The sequence below is a fragment of the Rathayibacter sp. VKM Ac-2928 genome (assembly GCF_022815545.1).
Taxonomy (GTDB): Bacteria; Actinomycetota; Actinomycetes; order Actinomycetales; family Microbacteriaceae; genus Rathayibacter; species Rathayibacter festucae.
On record NZ_JALGRU010000001.1, the window covers coordinates 1,630,990 to 1,644,672 of the forward strand.

A 13,683-nucleotide genomic window follows, 5' to 3' on the forward strand; every position below is an offset into this window, starting at 1 on the left:
TCCTCGGTCGCCGCCACGGGCGGCGCTCCTCTGCTCCCGACGCGACTGCGACGGGGACGCCGCCCGGGCGGAGGGGGCCGGAACCACCCGGGCGACGCAGGGACAGTGTCGCGACGAAGGGCCCGCCTCCGTGGTGGAGGCGGGCCCTTCGGTGGAGACCGGGCGACATCGTCGCCTGGGGAGGAGAGCTAGGAGGCGAGGATGTACTTCGAGTACGACTTGCGGATCTTGTTCACCTTCGGCAGCGCCACCGCGAGGCAGTAGCCCTGGCCGGGGTTCTTGGCGAAGAAGTCCTGGTGGTAGTCCTCGGCCTCGTGGTACACACCCAGCGGCGCGATCTCGGTGACGATGGGGCCGTCCCACCACTCGGACGCGCGGTCGCGGGCGGCCTCGAACAGCTCCTTCTCCTCGTCGGAGGAGTAGTACATCGCCGAGCGGTACTGGGTGCCGACGTCGTTGCCCTGGCGGTTGAGCTGCCGCGGGTCGTGCAGCGTGAAGAACACGTCGAGGATCACCTGCTCCGGAATCACCTCGGGGTCGAAGGTGACGGCGACAGCCTCCGCGTGCCCGGTGCGGCCCGTGCAGACGGACTCGTAGTCGGGGTTCGGGGTCGATCCGCCGGTGTACCCGGAGACGACGTCGGTCACGCCGTCGAGGACGCGGTAGACGGCGTCCAGACACCAGAAGCATCCTCCGGCGAGTACGAATGTGCGCATTGCGTGTGACTCACTTCCTGTCTCATCGACGCGTCCGGGGCGCCGGGCACGTCTCTCGATCCAACACCTCCGGGGCTGTGCGCATTCCGCACGGCTCGGGCGCTGGAATAGAGTCGGCGCGTGAGCTACGACGCCGCCCCCGCCCGCTACGACGCCATGGACTACCGACGCGCAGGACGGAGCGGGCTGAAGCTGCCCGCCCTCTCGCTCGGCCTCTGGCACAACTTCGGATCCGACCGTCCCCTCGACATCCAGCGCGCGATCCTGCGCCGCGCGTTCGACCTGGGGATCACCCACTTCGACCTCGCGAACAACTACGGCCCGCCGTACGGCGCCGCCGAGACCGCGTTCGGCCGCCTGTTCGCCGAGGACTTCCGCCCCTACCGCGACGAGATGATCATCTCCTGCAAGGCCGGCTACGACATGTGGCCGGGTCCCTACGGCGACGGCGGCTCGCGGAAGTACCTGCTCTCCTCGCTCGATCAGAGCCTGACCCGGCTCGGACTCGACTACGTCGACGTCTTCTACTCGCACCGCCCCGACGCCGAGACGCCGATCGAGGAGACGATGGGCGCGCTGGTCTCGGCCGTCGAGCAGGGCAAGGCGCTCTACGTCGGCATCTCGAACTACAGCCCGGAGCAGACCCGCGCCGCCGAGGCCGCCCTGGCCGGCAGCGGCGTGCACCTGCTGCTGCACCAGCCGCGCTACTCCCTCTTCGACCGCCACATCGAGGACGGCCTCTTCCCGGTCCTCGACGAGATCGGCACGGGCTGCATCGTCTTCTCGCCGCTCGCGCAGGGCCTGCTGACCGACCGCTACCTCGACGGCACGGTGCCCGCGGGCTCCCGCGCGGCGACCTCGCGCTTCCTCTCCTCCGATCGGATCGATGAGAAGTACCTCGAGCGCGCCCGCGGTCTGAACGCGATCGCCGAGGGCCGCGGCCAGACCCTCGCGCAGCTCGCCCTGAGCTGGGTCCTGCGCGTGCCGACGGTCACCAGCGCCATCATCGGCGCCTCGAGCGTCGCCCAGCTGGAGCAGAACGTCGCGGCCCTCGAGGCCGGACCGCTGACCGAGTCGGAGACCGCCGCGATCGAGGAGTTCGCGGTGCACGGGACGTCGCTGAACTGACGCTCCCGGCCGACGTCTCCGAACCGGCCGCCGCGGGCCGGCGGCGATGTCGGTGGTCGCTCGTAGTCTGCGAGAGCACTCGGCCGGAGGGTGCTCCCGCATTCGACGACCAGCAGGAGGAAGCAGTGTCCCTCACCACCCTTCACGCCACCCGCGTCCCGCCCACCCTCACCCGCGTGAACGCCCGCCTCTGGCGCGTGAGCACCGGAGCCGGCTCGATCGTCGGCCACGTCGAGCTCGTCGAGGGCCCGCAGGGCGAGAAGTACCGCGCCCGGCTGCTGCGCGCGGGCATGCCGGCCGGCGCCGAGATCGGCGAGTTCTGGAGCGTCGAGGACGCCGTCGAGGTCTTCCGGGTCGCCTGAGCCCCGGCTCGGCGCGCCGATCCCCCGGGGGTCGGCGCGCCTGACCGGTGTGCCGCCGGGCCCCGGGCTAACGTTCGGCTCATGCAGTGGTGGAACGAATTCGTGACCTGGGTCCAGACGGCCGAAGGGCGCCAGTCGGTGTTCGTCGGCGCACTCGTCCTCCTCGCCGTGATCATCGGGGTGATCGTGGCCGCGCTCGTCCTCCGCTCGGCGATCGGGCGCCTCATCCGGCAGCAGGAGCACGAGCGCAAGAACGCGGTCATCGCGACGCTGATCGATGCCGCGGTCGACGCCTCCGCCTGGAACGTGCTCAGCCAGTCCGAGCGCATCCTGAGCGACCGCGCCGCCGCGCAGGCCGAGACGCACCTCCGCCTGCTCCCCGTCAAGGGCTCGGGAGTCGCCGCCAACTGGGCCGCGCACGAGCTCGCCGACCTCAAGCACACCTCGTCGACCGGCGGATACCAGACGCAGGCGAGCGTCGGCGAGTTCCGCGACCGCCTCGTGCTCTGGCGCGACAAGCCGAACCGCGCCCGGAAGGCGTTCCTCGCTGACCTCGAGCGCTGGCGCTTCTCGGAGACCTCGCGCCCCGAGGCCGCGAAGACCACCGGGTCGACGTCGGGCTCGACGGAGGGCTCGGCCGACCGCGCTCCGGAGCCCGTCCGTCCGACAGCCCCCGCCGCGGCGACCCCGGTGGTCGTCGGCGCCGGTTCGAGCGAGCCGACGACCGCCTTCGAGCGGCCGTCGACGCCGACCATCGTCCTGCCGCCCGTCTCCGACGGACCGCACAACGACGAAACGCGCCGACTCATGGCCGACGTCGACCGCCTCGACGTCCCGTCGCGCGAGCGGCCCGTCGAGGAGCTGCCGCCCGTCGAACAGCGCGCCACGAGCACGGAGGCGGACTCCGCGGAGGAGCAGGACGAGCCCTCGGCCGAGCGCGATCAGAGCGCCGCGACCACCCGTCCGGCCGAGTAGCCGTCCCAGGAAAGAAGAGAAGGCCCCGATCGCGAGTGCGATCGGGGCCTTCTCCGTGGTGCAGTTCGTACGCCTCAGACGTGCGCATCTCGAGCACGAGCGACTCGACCGACCAGCACAGCGAGGGGCGCCGCGATGATCGTCCACGCGACGGCGATTCCGCCGAGGATGGCGAGGAGCAACATGGTCGTACCTCCGTTTCTTACGTCGTTGTAATTCCGGTGCTCGATCAGCCTAGGGGCGGGTGGAGGGGCGGAACGGCCGATGCGGCGAAACACGCCGGTATTGCTCAGATATCTGCACTGTGCTAGCGCCGCCCGGACCGCGAGCCCGCGTCCGGGGGACCTGCCGACCCGCGTCCGGGTGGCAGGAGCGGACGGGGCTCGACGGAGAGGATCCGACGGGCGGGCGGAGCGATCGCCGCGGTCGTCGTGACGCGGAAGTGCCCCCGGCAGGACTCGAACCTGCGACCGTCAGATTAGAAGGCTGCTGCTCTATCCGCTGAGCTACGGGGGCGTCTCGCCAGGCTACTACGGCGCCTTCACGAGGCGGCGTCGCCACGGCGCCGGCAGCGGGGCCGGGTCAGGCGCCCTGCACGAGACCCAGCACGCCGACGACCAGAGACACCGCCGCGAGCAGCAGCGAGACGCCGATCAGGATCGAGTGCACGCGGAGGAAGGTCGTTGCGCGGCCCGAGGCGTCGCGGGCGCGCGGGTCCTTCCGCACCCGGCGGAGGAACGGCGGCCAGACGACGGCGTTCCATACGGCGTTGGCGATCAGCAGCACGCAGACGAGGATCATCACGGAGATCGATTCTAGGAGGCGCTCCCCGCCGCCCCGGCCGTGTCGGTGGCCGCGGATAGACTTCGGCGCATGAGTAGCGCCCCCGACCGTCTTGTCTGGATCGACTGCGAGATGACGGGACTCGACCTCGCCGTCGACGAGCTCGTCGAGATCGCCGTGATCGTCACCGACTTCGATCTCGAACCCCTCGACGAGGGGCTGTCGATCGTCATCCGCCCCGACGCGTCGGCGCTGGAGAACATGGGCGACTTCGTCCGGAACATGCACGAGACCTCGGGCCTCCTGAAGGAGATCCCGGACGGCGTGAGTGTCGCCGAGGCCGAGTACGAGGTGCTCGAGTACGTGCTCAAGCACGTCCCCGCCGAGCAGCAGGCGCCGCTCGCCGGCAACTCCATCGGCACCGACCGGGCGTTCCTGGTCAAGTTCATGCCGCGTCTCGACGCGCACCTGCACTACCGCAACGTCGACGTCTCGACCGTGAAGGAGCTGGCCCGCCGCTGGTTCCCGCGCATCTACTTCAACGCCCCGGCCAAGCACGGCGGCCACCGCGCCCTCGCCGACATCCTCGAGAGCATCCGCGAGCTCCGCTTCTACCGCCGGGCCGTCTTCGTCCCCGAGCCGGGCCCCACCTCCGCCGAGGTGCAGGCCGTCTCGGCCGCCGTCGTGGACGAGTTCGCCTCGCGGATGTAGTACTCTCGTACAGTTGCTTCGCGGGTTCACCCCGCGGAACACCGTCCTGGTGGGTATAGCTCAGTTGGCAGAGCGCCTGGTTGTGGTCTAGGAGGTCGCGGGTTCGAGCCCCGTTACTCACCCCAGTTGTATGAGAACCAGTTCGGAAGGCCCGGAGTCGATGGCTCCGGGCCTTCCGTCTTTCCGCCGCCGGAGATCCGACCGCTCCCCTACCCGATCGATGACGAGAGGCCAGGCGATGCTCACCCTCGACGAGGCCGAGTTCGAGACGCTGGTCGTCGCCGAGCTCGACGCCCTCCCGGACGACATGGTCGACGGGCTCGAGAACGTGGTCTTCGTCGTCGAGGACCGCCCCGAGGACGGCTCGCTCGACCTGCTCGGGCTCTACGACGGCGTCGCCCTGACCGAGCGCGAGCGCTACGGCTTCGGCGAGATGCCCGACCGGATCATCCTCTACCGCGAGCCGCACCTCGCCGCCTGCGAGACCCTCGACGAGCTGCGCGACGAGATCCACGTCACCCTCGTGCACGAGATCGCGCACTTCTACGGCATCGACGACGACCGCCTGCACGAGCTCGGCTGGGCCTGACCCCTCAGCCTGGAGCGATGGCCTCCGGGTCGCTCGAGTCCAGCACCAGATCGGCGCCCTCGCGGGGACGCTCCCGCGCGCAGTAGCGCCGGAACTGCTCGTCCCAGGAGTCCCAGTGCGGTTCGAAGAGCGCGCCGTCGCGGGCGAGCGCGCGCTGCTTCCGCTGCGCCTCGTCTGCCTCGATCCAGACGGTGAGGTCGGCGAAGCGCCGGCTCCGCTCCCCCGCGGCGCCGCAGCCCTCGAGCAGGAGGAGCGGTGCCTCGGCGGTGCGCGGGCCGGCGGTCGTGGCGGCGGCCCAGTTCCAGGCCTGCCAGCGCGCGCCGAGCCCGAGCGCGTGCGGCCGGACGATCCGGTCAGCCGCGATCGCGACCGAGCGGTCGAGCCCCGACCAGCCGGGGTAGACGTCGTCCATCCGCACGAGCGCGGCCGCGGGAGCACGGGCGGACCGCCGCAGCTCCGCCAGCAGCGCCAGCGCGAACGTCGACTTCCCCGAGCCGCTCGGGCCGTCGAGCAGCACCGTGCGCGCGCGGCGGGCGACGAGGCCGACGGCGAGTGTCCGCGCGGTCGACCCGGTGAGCTGCCGCGGGTCAGCCATTCAGCACGAAGCTCCAGGCGCCGGTCAGCACGGCCGCGGTGACCGCGACCGCCGCGATCGCCGCTCCGCCCAGCACCAGCAGCACGTCGAACGCGCCCAGGCGCGACTCGCGTGCCCAGGTGCGCGGGATGTCCGAGCCGAAGCCCTTCGCCTCCATCGCCGTGGCGAGGCGGCTACCGCGCCGGATCGCCAGCACCAGCAGCGAGAAGCTGCGGGCACCGAGGCTCTTCACCGCGGCGACAGGTCCGCGCCCGTCGGCCACGCCCCGCGCCCGGCGCGCCATCGCGAGGGTGCGCCAGTCGTCGGTGAGCAGGCCGACGAGTCGCATCCCGGCGAGGCCGCCGAGGATGAAGCGCGCCGGGAGCCGGAGGATCTGCGCGAGCCCGTCCGCGAGATCCGTCGGATCGGTCGTCGCGATCAGCACGACGCTCGGCAGGCCGATGGCGAGCACGCGCAGGGCGATCGCTGCGCCGAGGGCGACGGAGCCCTCCGTGACGGAGACGAAGAGGAACTGCCCCAGCACGGCGCCGCTGTCGCGGCCGTAGAGCACGGTCGTCACGCCGGCCAGCGGGGCCGCGATCCAGATCGGCGCGGTGCGGCGCACCAGGTCGCCGGGACGCAGACCGACGAAGGGCAGCACGAGCAGCTCGAGGACGAGAGCGGTGGCCGCCGAGACGACGTCGACGGTCAGGACGAGGACCACGGCGATGAGGAGGCTCGCGAGGAGCTTCGCGACCGGGTTCGCACCGGCGATGCGTCCGCGGGCGGGCACCGCGTCGAGCAGCGTCATCCGGTCACCACCGTGGGCTCGCCCAGGCGGACCACGGCATCGGCGAGGGCCGACACCAGGTGCTCGTCGTGGGTGACCGCGAGGACGGCACGGCCCTCGCCGCGCAGCTCGGCCAGGAGGTCGACGACCACGTCCCAGGTCCGCCGGTCCTGCCCGAAGGTCGGCTCGTCGAGCACGACGACGGCGGGACGCCGGACCAGCGCCGACGCGACGGTGAGCCGCCGCTTCTCGCCGCCGGAGAGGGTGAACGGGTTCGCCTCGGCGAGGTTCGCGAGACCGAGGCGCTCGAGCAGCTCGTCGGCGCGGCGCCGCTCCACCTGGTCGCGAGCGCCGAGGTGCAGCTCCTGGCGGACCCGCGCCGTGAGGAACTGGTGCTCCGGCTCCTGGAAGACCATCGCGACCCGGTCGGCGAGCTGCCGCGAGCTCCAGCGGTGCGGGTGCGGCGACGCTCCGTCGCGCACCGCCGGCGAGGCCACGACCTCTCCCCCGGCCGGCGGGAGGAGACCGGCGAGCGTCAGGGCGAGCGTGGACTTGCCCGCGCCGTTCGGGCCGAGGACGGCGGTCACCCGTCCGGCGTCGATCGTCAGGTCGAGGCCCGTCGCGATGAGGGGCGGCGTGCGGCGTCCGAACACGGGGCGGGCGAGATCGAGCGCGGCGGCGGTGAGGGCGGTCGATGCGGGCGCCGGCGACTCGACGCGCCGCTCCGGGTGCTCGCCGGGGAGCCAGACACCCGCTGCCACGAGGACACTGCGGGCGCGCTCGATCACGGGACGCGGCTCGCCGTCGGCGACGACCGTCCCGTCGGCGCCTAGCACGACGATCCGGTCGACGAGGTCGATCCAGACGTCGACGCGGTGCTCGACGACGATCAGGGTGGCGCCGGTGCGCGCCGTGGTCCGCTCGACCGCGGAGCGCACCTCCTCGACCCCGCGCGGATCGAGGTTCGCGGTCGGCTCGTCGAGCAGCAGGAGGCGGGGCTGCATCGCGAGGACGCCGGCGAGAGCGAGCCGCTGCTTCTGCCCGCCCGAGAGCGCGGACGTCGAGCGGTCGAGGGCGACGTCGAGACCGACGTCGTCGAGCGCGCGACGGACTCGCGCCGGGATCTCCGCGCGCGGCACCCCGAGGTTCTCGCAGGCGAAGCCGACGTCGTCGCCGACGCGGGCCAGCACGGCCTGGGTGTCCGGGTCCTGGAGGACGAGTCCGGCCACTCCGCGGCGCTCCGCCGGAGAGGCACCGTCGATGCTCAGCTCGCCCTCGTCGGCGCCGTCCTCCTCGCCGCCGAGCACCCCGGCCAGCGCGTGCAGGAGCGTGCTCTTGCCCGCGCCGGACGGACCGAGGAGCAGGACGCGCTCGCCCGGCTGCACCTCGAGGTCGAGCCCGGTCACGGCCGCGGTCGACCGGCCCGCATGGCGCCAGCTCCAGCCGCGGGCCAGGATCGACGCGCCGCTCATCGAGCGCCCGCGCCCGCCCCCTCGACCACGCGGCCCTCCCGGCCGGAGACGAAGCGGTCCAGCGCCCCGGAGGCGGCGAGGCCGCGCACCGCGAACCAGGGCAGGAGCCCGGCCAGCACGGCGCCGGAGACGAGAGACGAGACCACGTAGACCGTCCGGAAGAGGTCGTCGACGGCGGGGTAGTAGACCAGCAGGTCGTTGACGGCGAGGGCGAGGCCCGCGCCCGCTCCGGCGAGCATCGCGACGAGCGGACGGCCGCTGCGGTAGAGGAAGAGGGCGAGCACGATCTCGGCGCCGAGACCCTGGACGAGTCCGGAGAGCAGGACGAGGAAGCCCCACTGCGTTCCGATCAGGGCCGAGACGACCGCGGCGAGCAGCTCGGTGTAGAGCGCCGCACCCGGCTTGCGGATGATGAGGCCGCCGAGGACGCCGGCGAAGAGCCAGCCGCCGCCGAGGAGGCCGCCCAGGCCGGGGAGGAACTCGAAAGCCACGCCGAGGACGTTGGTCGCGAGACCCCACGCCCAGAAGACGATGCCGGCGGCGACGGCCACGACGCTGGCCACGACGATGTCGACGACCCGCCAGCGGAGGTCCCGGGGACGGCCGGCTGAGGAGGCCTTCGTTGGACCGGAGGTGGTCTGCGCTGCTGAGTTCTCCGCGGAGGTGTTCTGCGCTGCTGAGTTCTGCGCTGCGTTGTTCTGCGCTGGTGTGTTCTGCACTGACGTGCCCTTTCGTGGAAGCGAAACGGGGCACGGGTCGAAGAAGAGGAGATCGAAACGTTCCTTCGCTGGCATGACCCAGATCAGGTTCGACGGTCGAAGGCTGCTGCCTTCCTCTCAGCCCGGTGCACCGGACTCCCGTGTTCGTCAGCAATCATAGACAGCATGTCGTGGTCGGTGGTGCTCGTCCTCGCCGCGGTCCTCGTGGTGCTCCTGCAGGTGCTGCTCTGGCGGCGCCGCTTCCGGATCCGCCGCGAGCTGCTCAGCTACGGCACGCGGGTGTCCGGTCGGGTGGTCGCGCAGGATCCGGCCCGCGGAGACGATGCGGCGGCTCGCGATCTCGGTCGACTGCTCGTCGCCTACCGCCTCGTCGACGGCGAGGAGCGGCACCTGGTGAAGACCCCGCAGCGCCGGGGCGACGCCTGGATGGCGGGCGAGCCGGTCGCGGTCATCTACGACCCGCGCCGGCCGAACGATGCCGAGCGGCTGATCGTCGGCTTCGGCCGGACGAAGAAGACCTGGTTCGCTGCAAGGCCCCAGCGCTGAGACCGCGCCCGGGCCGCTACTTCTTGAGCGCGCGGATGATCCGCGCGAGCGCCTTGCCGGAGACCCAGACCAGCGGGACGCCGACGGCGAGGACCGAGACGATGTTCGGCTGGAAGCGCAGTCCCAGGTCGTCCTTGATGTAGGCGCCGATCGGCACCACGGCACCGCCGCCGCCGCCTCCGCCGCCCTCCTGGCCGTCCTCGGAGCCGCTGCCGCCGCCGAAGCCGAACCAGCGGAGCGAGACGGGGACGAGCGAGACGCCGTCGACCTCGATCGGGTCTCCGTAGCTCGTCGCGGCACCCGCGGAGGTCACTTTGTCGGCCAGGGAGACAGCGATGTTGGGCATGGCCCGACGCTACTCCGCGGGCCGAACGGGCGACAAGCGGCGCACCGGCGCGCACAGGACTCCCCCACCTCCTCCCCGAGGTCTGCTGCGATGATCGTCGGATGCCGTCCCGCCCGCGCCGCCGCCGTCCAGGTCGCGCCGCGACCGTCGCGGTCGCGAGCCTGCTGCTGGCGGCGCTCCTCGCCTTCCACCGCGTGCTGTGGGACGCGGCCGGCTGGCTGTCGGTGGTCGAGACCGCGATCCCGTGGTCCGGACTCGCGGTGCTCGTCCTCGTGGCCGCCGCGGTCGCTCTGCGCTCGCGCGGCGCCGGAGCAGCGGTGACCGTGCTCGTGATGGTCTACGGCGTGCTCGTGCTCCCGGTGGCGCTCCCCGCACCGGCGGTCCGCTCCGGATCGTTCACCGTGATCAGCCAGAACCTCGGCACCGGCGACGACGCCGGAGCGCTGGCGACGGAGCTGGCGACGAGGGAGCCGGACGTGCTCGCCTTCCAGGAGCTGGCCGGCGAGGATCGCGAGGCGGTCGACGCGGAGCTCTCGGACACGTACCCGCACTCGTACGTGGTCGGCACGGTCGGGCTGTGGAGCCGCACGGAGCTCTCGAACGGCGAGCCGCTCGACCTCGGCCTGGACTGGAACCGCGCCCTCGCGGTCGACGTCGACACCCCGCTCGGCGCGACGCGGCTCTTCGTGGTGCACCTCGCCTCGTTCCGCCTCGGCGATCACGCCGAGCGCGACACGATGCTGGGCGGCCTCGCCTCGACGCTCGCGGACGACGCGTCGGACCGCACGCTCGTGGTCGGCGACTTCAACACCGCGACGGACGACCACCTGCTCGCGCCGGTCCTCGACCAGGCGGCGCTGGTCCGCACGTCCGGCATCGGCTTCCCGGCGACCTGGCCGGCTCTGCTGCCGCTGGTCTCGCTCGATCACGCTCTGGCGGACGGAGTGCCCGCCGCGACCCTCGAAGTCCTGCCGCCGAACGGCTCGGACCACCGGCCGATCAGTCTGACGATCGGTTCCGCGTAGCGAGGGTGTCGCTGATGTCGATGCCCTTCGCCGACTCCGGAGCGGAGCGCGAGAGCAGCGACGCCGGCCGGACGGCACCGGTGCCGAAGCGCGCCGAGACGCCGTCGACCGCGAGCTCGGCGTCGCGCCAGTCGTCGGAGTCGCTCCAGAGCGAGAAGGCGACGTCGTCGCCCTCGACGAGCTGCTCGCCGCGCACGCCGATCAGGCGCACGGGCCGGCGCAGCGGATTGGCCGCCTCGAGGAGCGCGGACGACGCGTCGTAGAGCACGCGCGCCACGTCCGTCGCCTCGGGCAGCGTGCGCGAGCGGGTCAGGGTGCTGAAGTCGCCGAAGCGGACCTTGACGGCGACGGTGCGGCAGCGCACGCCGGAGCGGCGCATCCGCACGGCGACCTTGTCGCAGAGGCGCAGCAGCTCGCGGCGGACCAGCTCGGGGTCGGCGACGTCGTCCGCGAAGGTGATCTCGTGGCCGGCGCTCTTCTCGATCTGCCGGGTGTCGACCGGGCGGGGATCGACGCCGTTGGACAGCGCGTGCAGGCGGCGCCCCGTGGCCTCGCCGAGGGCCGAGACGAGGGAGGCGAGCGGCGTGGTCGCCACGTCGGCGACCGTCCGCAGGCCCCGGCGCACCAGCGCCTCCTCCGTGCTGGCGCCGACGCCCCAGAGCGCGCTCACCGGCAGCGGATCGAGGAAGGCCTGCACCCCGTCGGACGGCACGACGAGCAGGCCGTCGGGCTTGGAGCGGCCGGAGGCGAGCTTGGCGACGAACTTGGTGCTGGCGATGCCGACGGAGCAGGTGAGACCGAGCTCGTCGTGCACCCTCCGGCGGATCTCGGTGCCGATGGCCCAGGGCGAACCGGAGATCCGCCGCGCGCCGGCGACGTCGAGGAACGCCTCGTCGATGCTGAGCCGCTCGACGAGCGGGGTGAAGGAGTCGAAGATGGCCATCACCCGGCGCGAGGCCTCGCGGTAGCGGTCCATGTGCGGCTCGAGGATGATCGCGTGCGGGCAGCGGCGGAGGGCGACGGCCATCGGCATGGCCGAGTTGATGCCGTACTTGCGCGCCTCGTAGGTGGCGGCGGTGACCACCGAGCGCGAGCCGATGTGCCCGACGACGACCGGCTTGCCGCGCAGATCCGGGTGCTCGAGCAGCTCGACGGAGGCGAAGAACGCGTCCATGTCGACGTGCAGGATGCTCGCGCGCGGGTCGTCGAAGGGCTCGATGGTGACCTGCCGCCCGCTGCCGTCCTGCTTGCTCACGTTCCGCCCTGCTCGAGTGGCGCACCGCTCCCCGGACGGCAGTGCTTCCGAGGATCATGGTCGCACGCACCACCGACACCGGGCCGCCCTCGCGCGGACCCGCCCCGGTGGGAATGGCGGCGCCGCTCAGGCGGTTGACCCGAGCACCCACGATCACTCCATCGGAGAAGACATGACGCACGAGCACGAGCCCGCCTCCCCCGACTCCGACCTGAGCCTCTGGCTCGACCTGCAGGCCCGTGCGCACGCCGCGTTCGAGATCCGCCTCGACGCGGTGGTCGACTGGACGGCGCCGACCCCCGACACCGAGTGGGACACGCGCGCGCTCGTTCTGCACGTCGTCCGCGAGCAGCAGCGGGCGCACACGCTCCTCTCCGGCGGCGACGAGTCGCCGATCCGCCTCGAGCCCGTCGCCGCCGATCTGCGGAGCGAGTGGACCCGGGTCACGACCCTGCTGCGCGCGGTGTCCCGCGAGATCGACCCCGAGGCGGAGATGCGCCTCGGCCGCGACACCGTCACCGCCCTGGAGCTGCTGCAGGAGCAGGTCGCCGACATCACCGTGCACACCTGGGACCTCGCGCGAGCCACCGGCAGCGAGGAGGCGATGGAGGAGGGCCTCGTCGCCGCCGTCTGGGAGCTCTTCGCCCCGCAGGAGGAGACGCTGCGCGCGAGCGGGCTGTTCGCGGCGCCCGTGCCGATCGACGCCTCCGCGCCGCTGCAGAGCCGGCTGCTGGCCGTCACCGGGCGCGACGACCGCCTCGCCGCGTGAGCCGCGGCACCTGAGCAGCGCCGCACGAGCCGCACCACCTGAGAACGACCCCAGGCTGCCGACGGCAGGATGGGGAGGTCCGCGCCCACACCGCGGACGGCACCAGGGGCCCAGCGCCCCGACGAGGAAGGGACACCCATGACACGCGTCGCCGTCATCGGAGCACACGGCAAGGTCGGCCAGCAGATCCTCCATCTGCTCTACGACGCCGGACACGAAGCGGTCGGAGTCGTCCGCAACCCCGACCACTCGGAGGACATCGTCCGCCTCGGCGGCGAGCCGCTCGTCCACGACCTCGAGCACTCGACCGCCGAGGACTTCGCCGGGCGGCTGGAGGGCGTGGACGCCCTCGTCTTCACCGCCGGCGCCGGACCCGACTCGGGTCCCGAGCGCAAGCGCACCGTCGACCTGGGCGCCTCCGTCCTCAGCCAGGAGGCGGCCGCGATCGCCGGCATCCGCCGCTTCGTGCAGATCAGCGCGATCGGCGTGGACGCCCCGCTCGACGACGACACCGAGGAGGGCTGGCGCGCCTACGTCGAGGCCAAGCGCGACGCCGACACGGCGCTGCGCGGCACCGACCTCGACTGGACGATCCTCCGCCCGGGTGGTCTGACCAACGACGAGGGCACCGGCCGGATCGAGCTCGGCGAGAGCGTCGAGAGGGGCAGCATCCCGCGCGAGGACGTCGCCGCCACCGTGATCGCGGTGCTCGCCGATCCGTCCTCGATCGGAAAGACCTGGGAGATCGTCTCGGGCGACGTCGCCATCGAGGACGCGGTCGCGAAGGGCGCCTGAGCGCTCACCGGCCCGTCGGGCGCCGGGAGCCCTGCACCTAGAGTGGGGCGGGGGTGCACTCACCCCCCCCGCCCCCGGCTCCGCCGCGACGCCGAGGGCGTGCCGGCGGGGCCGGGGCTCCCCCCCGG

17 protein-coding genes, 2 tRNA genes and 1 riboswitch are annotated in these 13,683 nt (G+C 72.6%); of the genes, 10 read left to right on the forward strand and 9 right to left on the reverse strand.

The annotated features are described in order from the left end of the window. Positions 1 to 188: 188 nt before the first annotated feature. Positions 189 to 716: a peptide-methionine (S)-S-oxide reductase MsrA gene (msrA, locus tag MT350_RS07510; protein ID WP_243599151.1), complete on the reverse strand. Its 528-nt coding sequence runs from the start codon at positions 714 to 716 to the stop codon at positions 189 to 191. A 120-nt stretch (positions 717 to 836) separates the two neighbouring features. Between msrA and MT350_RS07515 the strand changes: the two genes are divergently transcribed. The 3 genes from MT350_RS07515 (at position 837) to MT350_RS07525 (ending at position 3,181) form a co-directional block, all read left to right on the forward strand. Next, positions 837 to 1,844: an aldo/keto reductase gene (locus MT350_RS07515; RefSeq protein ID WP_243615615.1), complete on the forward strand. Its 1,008-nt coding sequence runs from the start codon at positions 837 to 839 to the stop codon at positions 1,842 to 1,844. Positions 1,845 to 1,969: 125 nt separating this feature from the next. Continuing rightward, positions 1,970 to 2,206 (forward strand): hypothetical protein, encoded by a 237-nt coding sequence (locus MT350_RS07520; RefSeq protein ID WP_123445777.1) that lies wholly within the window; start codon positions 1,970 to 1,972, stop codon positions 2,204 to 2,206. Positions 2,207 to 2,308: 102 nt separating this feature from the next. Beyond that, a complete protein-coding gene (locus MT350_RS07525; protein WP_243599149.1) occupies positions 2,309 to 3,181 on the forward strand; it encodes a hypothetical protein in 873 nt (290 codons plus the stop codon). 443 nt (positions 3,182 to 3,624) lie between these two features. Here MT350_RS07525 and MT350_RS07530 read toward each other — a convergent pair. Together MT350_RS07530 and MT350_RS07535 are read right to left on the reverse strand one after the other, a co-directional pair. Further along, positions 3,625 to 3,697: transfer RNA gene (locus MT350_RS07530), tRNA-Arg, on the reverse strand. 66 nt (positions 3,698 to 3,763) lie between these two features. Continuing rightward, the gene (locus MT350_RS07535) at positions 3,764 to 3,982 is read right to left on the reverse strand and encodes an SCO4848 family membrane protein (protein ID WP_243599297.1); all 219 of its coding nucleotides are present in this window, start codon (positions 3,980 to 3,982) and stop codon (positions 3,764 to 3,766) included. 72 nt (positions 3,983 to 4,054) lie between these two features. Between MT350_RS07535 and orn the strand changes: the two genes are divergently transcribed. From orn to MT350_RS07550, 3 genes are all read left to right on the forward strand, one after another. Next, positions 4,055 to 4,675 (forward strand): oligoribonuclease, encoded by a 621-nt coding sequence (orn, locus tag MT350_RS07540; RefSeq protein ID WP_123445774.1) that lies wholly within the window; start codon positions 4,055 to 4,057, stop codon positions 4,673 to 4,675. Positions 4,676 to 4,724: 49 nt separating this feature from the next. Beyond that, a tRNA-His gene (locus tag MT350_RS07545) sits at positions 4,725 to 4,800 on the forward strand. 113 nt (positions 4,801 to 4,913) lie between these two features. Beyond that, a complete protein-coding gene (locus MT350_RS07550; protein ID WP_123445773.1) occupies positions 4,914 to 5,264 on the forward strand; it encodes a metallopeptidase family protein in 351 nt (116 codons plus the stop codon). A gap of 4 nt (positions 5,265 to 5,268) precedes the next feature. Here the strand turns inward: MT350_RS07550 and MT350_RS07555 are convergent, their stop codons facing one another. Genes MT350_RS07555 through MT350_RS07570 form a run of 4 tightly spaced genes read right to left on the reverse strand, consistent with a single transcriptional unit; the run spans position 5,269 to position 8,819 of the window. Then, positions 5,269 to 5,859 carry an ATP-binding protein gene (locus tag MT350_RS07555; RefSeq protein WP_243599148.1) on the reverse strand — a complete coding sequence of 197 codons (591 nt, stop codon included), beginning with the start codon at positions 5,857 to 5,859 and terminating at the stop codon, positions 5,269 to 5,271. Continuing rightward, complete coding sequence (locus MT350_RS07560) at positions 5,852 to 6,649, reverse strand: energy-coupling factor transporter transmembrane protein EcfT (RefSeq protein WP_243599147.1); 798 nt, start codon at positions 6,647 to 6,649, stop codon at positions 5,852 to 5,854. Before MT350_RS07560 ends, MT350_RS07555 begins: the two co-directional genes overlap by 8 nt. Beyond that, entirely contained in the window at positions 6,646 to 8,100 is a 1,455-nt protein-coding gene (locus MT350_RS07565; protein WP_243599146.1) for an ABC transporter ATP-binding protein, read from the reverse strand. The genes MT350_RS07560 and MT350_RS07565 overlap by 4 nt, the downstream gene beginning before the upstream one ends. Beyond that, positions 8,097 to 8,819: an ECF transporter S component gene (locus MT350_RS07570; protein WP_243599145.1), complete on the reverse strand. Its 723-nt coding sequence runs from the start codon at positions 8,817 to 8,819 to the stop codon at positions 8,097 to 8,099. Before MT350_RS07570 ends, MT350_RS07565 begins: the two co-directional genes overlap by 4 nt. A 43-nt stretch (positions 8,820 to 8,862) precedes the next feature. Next, positions 8,863 to 8,970, reverse strand: a riboswitch (TPP riboswitch). A gap of 14 nt (positions 8,971 to 8,984) precedes the next feature. Between MT350_RS07570 and MT350_RS07575 the strand changes: the two genes are divergently transcribed. Then, positions 8,985 to 9,365 carry a DUF3592 domain-containing protein gene (locus tag MT350_RS07575; RefSeq protein WP_243599144.1) on the forward strand — a complete coding sequence of 127 codons (381 nt, stop codon included), beginning with the start codon at positions 8,985 to 8,987 and terminating at the stop codon, positions 9,363 to 9,365. Positions 9,366 to 9,381: 16 nt separating this feature from the next. Here the strand turns inward: MT350_RS07575 and MT350_RS07580 are convergent, their stop codons facing one another. After that, positions 9,382 to 9,711 carry a hypothetical protein gene (locus MT350_RS07580; protein WP_123445768.1) on the reverse strand — a complete coding sequence of 110 codons (330 nt, stop codon included), beginning with the start codon at positions 9,709 to 9,711 and terminating at the stop codon, positions 9,382 to 9,384. A 101-nt stretch (positions 9,712 to 9,812) separates the two neighbouring features. Here MT350_RS07580 and MT350_RS07585 point away from each other — a divergent pair, with 101 nt between their 5' ends. Next, positions 9,813 to 10,736: an endonuclease/exonuclease/phosphatase family protein gene (locus MT350_RS07585; RefSeq protein ID WP_243599143.1), complete on the forward strand. Its 924-nt coding sequence runs from the start codon at positions 9,813 to 9,815 to the stop codon at positions 10,734 to 10,736. On the opposite strand, the gene dinB is transcribed toward MT350_RS07585, so the two are convergent. Continuing rightward, complete coding sequence (gene dinB / locus MT350_RS07590; RefSeq protein WP_243599142.1) at positions 10,711 to 11,991, reverse strand: DNA polymerase IV; 1,281 nt, start codon at positions 11,989 to 11,991, stop codon at positions 10,711 to 10,713. The genes MT350_RS07585 and dinB overlap by 26 nt on opposite strands. A 172-nt stretch (positions 11,992 to 12,163) precedes the next feature. Here dinB and MT350_RS07595 point away from each other — a divergent pair, with 172 nt between their 5' ends. After that, complete coding sequence (locus MT350_RS07595; RefSeq protein WP_243599141.1) at positions 12,164 to 12,760, forward strand: TIGR03086 family metal-binding protein; 597 nt, start codon at positions 12,164 to 12,166, stop codon at positions 12,758 to 12,760. A gap of 138 nt (positions 12,761 to 12,898) precedes the next feature. Next, a complete protein-coding gene (locus MT350_RS07600; protein ID WP_123732238.1) occupies positions 12,899 to 13,555 on the forward strand; it encodes an SDR family oxidoreductase in 657 nt (218 codons plus the stop codon). The last annotated feature ends 128 nt before the right edge of the window (positions 13,556 to 13,683 follow it).

Excerpts from the sequence above, each read along its gene's own strand:
- msrA (WP_243599151.1), bottom strand. The coding sequence starts at position 716 with ATGCGCACATTCGTACTCGCCGGAGGATGCTTCTGGTGTCTGGACGCC.
- MT350_RS07535 (WP_243599297.1), bottom strand. The coding sequence starts at position 3,982 with ATGATCCTCGTCTGCGTGCTGCTGATCGCCAACGCCGTATGGAACGCC.
- orn (WP_123445774.1), top strand. The coding sequence starts at position 4,055 with ATGAGTAGCGCCCCCGACCGTCTTGTCTGGATCGACTGCGAGATGACG.
- MT350_RS07550 (WP_123445773.1), top strand. The coding sequence starts at position 4,914 with ATGCTCACCCTCGACGAGGCCGAGTTCGAGACGCTGGTCGTCGCCGAG.
- MT350_RS07555 (WP_243599148.1), bottom strand. The coding sequence starts at position 5,859 with ATGGCTGACCCGCGGCAGCTCACCGGGTCGACCGCGCGGACACTCGCC.
- MT350_RS07560 (WP_243599147.1), bottom strand. The coding sequence starts at position 6,649 with ATGACGCTGCTCGACGCGGTGCCCGCCCGCGGACGCATCGCCGGTGCG.
- MT350_RS07565 (WP_243599146.1), bottom strand. The coding sequence starts at position 8,100 with ATGAGCGGCGCGTCGATCCTGGCCCGCGGCTGGAGCTGGCGCCATGCG.
- MT350_RS07575 (WP_243599144.1), top strand. The coding sequence starts at position 8,985 with ATGTCGTGGTCGGTGGTGCTCGTCCTCGCCGCGGTCCTCGTGGTGCTC.
- MT350_RS07580 (WP_123445768.1), bottom strand. The coding sequence starts at position 9,711 with ATGCCCAACATCGCTGTCTCCCTGGCCGACAAAGTGACCTCCGCGGGT.
- MT350_RS07585 (WP_243599143.1), top strand. The coding sequence starts at position 9,813 with ATGCCGTCCCGCCCGCGCCGCCGCCGTCCAGGTCGCGCCGCGACCGTC.
- MT350_RS07595 (WP_243599141.1), top strand. The coding sequence starts at position 12,164 with ATGACGCACGAGCACGAGCCCGCCTCCCCCGACTCCGACCTGAGCCTC.
- MT350_RS07600 (WP_123732238.1), top strand. The coding sequence starts at position 12,899 with ATGACACGCGTCGCCGTCATCGGAGCACACGGCAAGGTCGGCCAGCAG.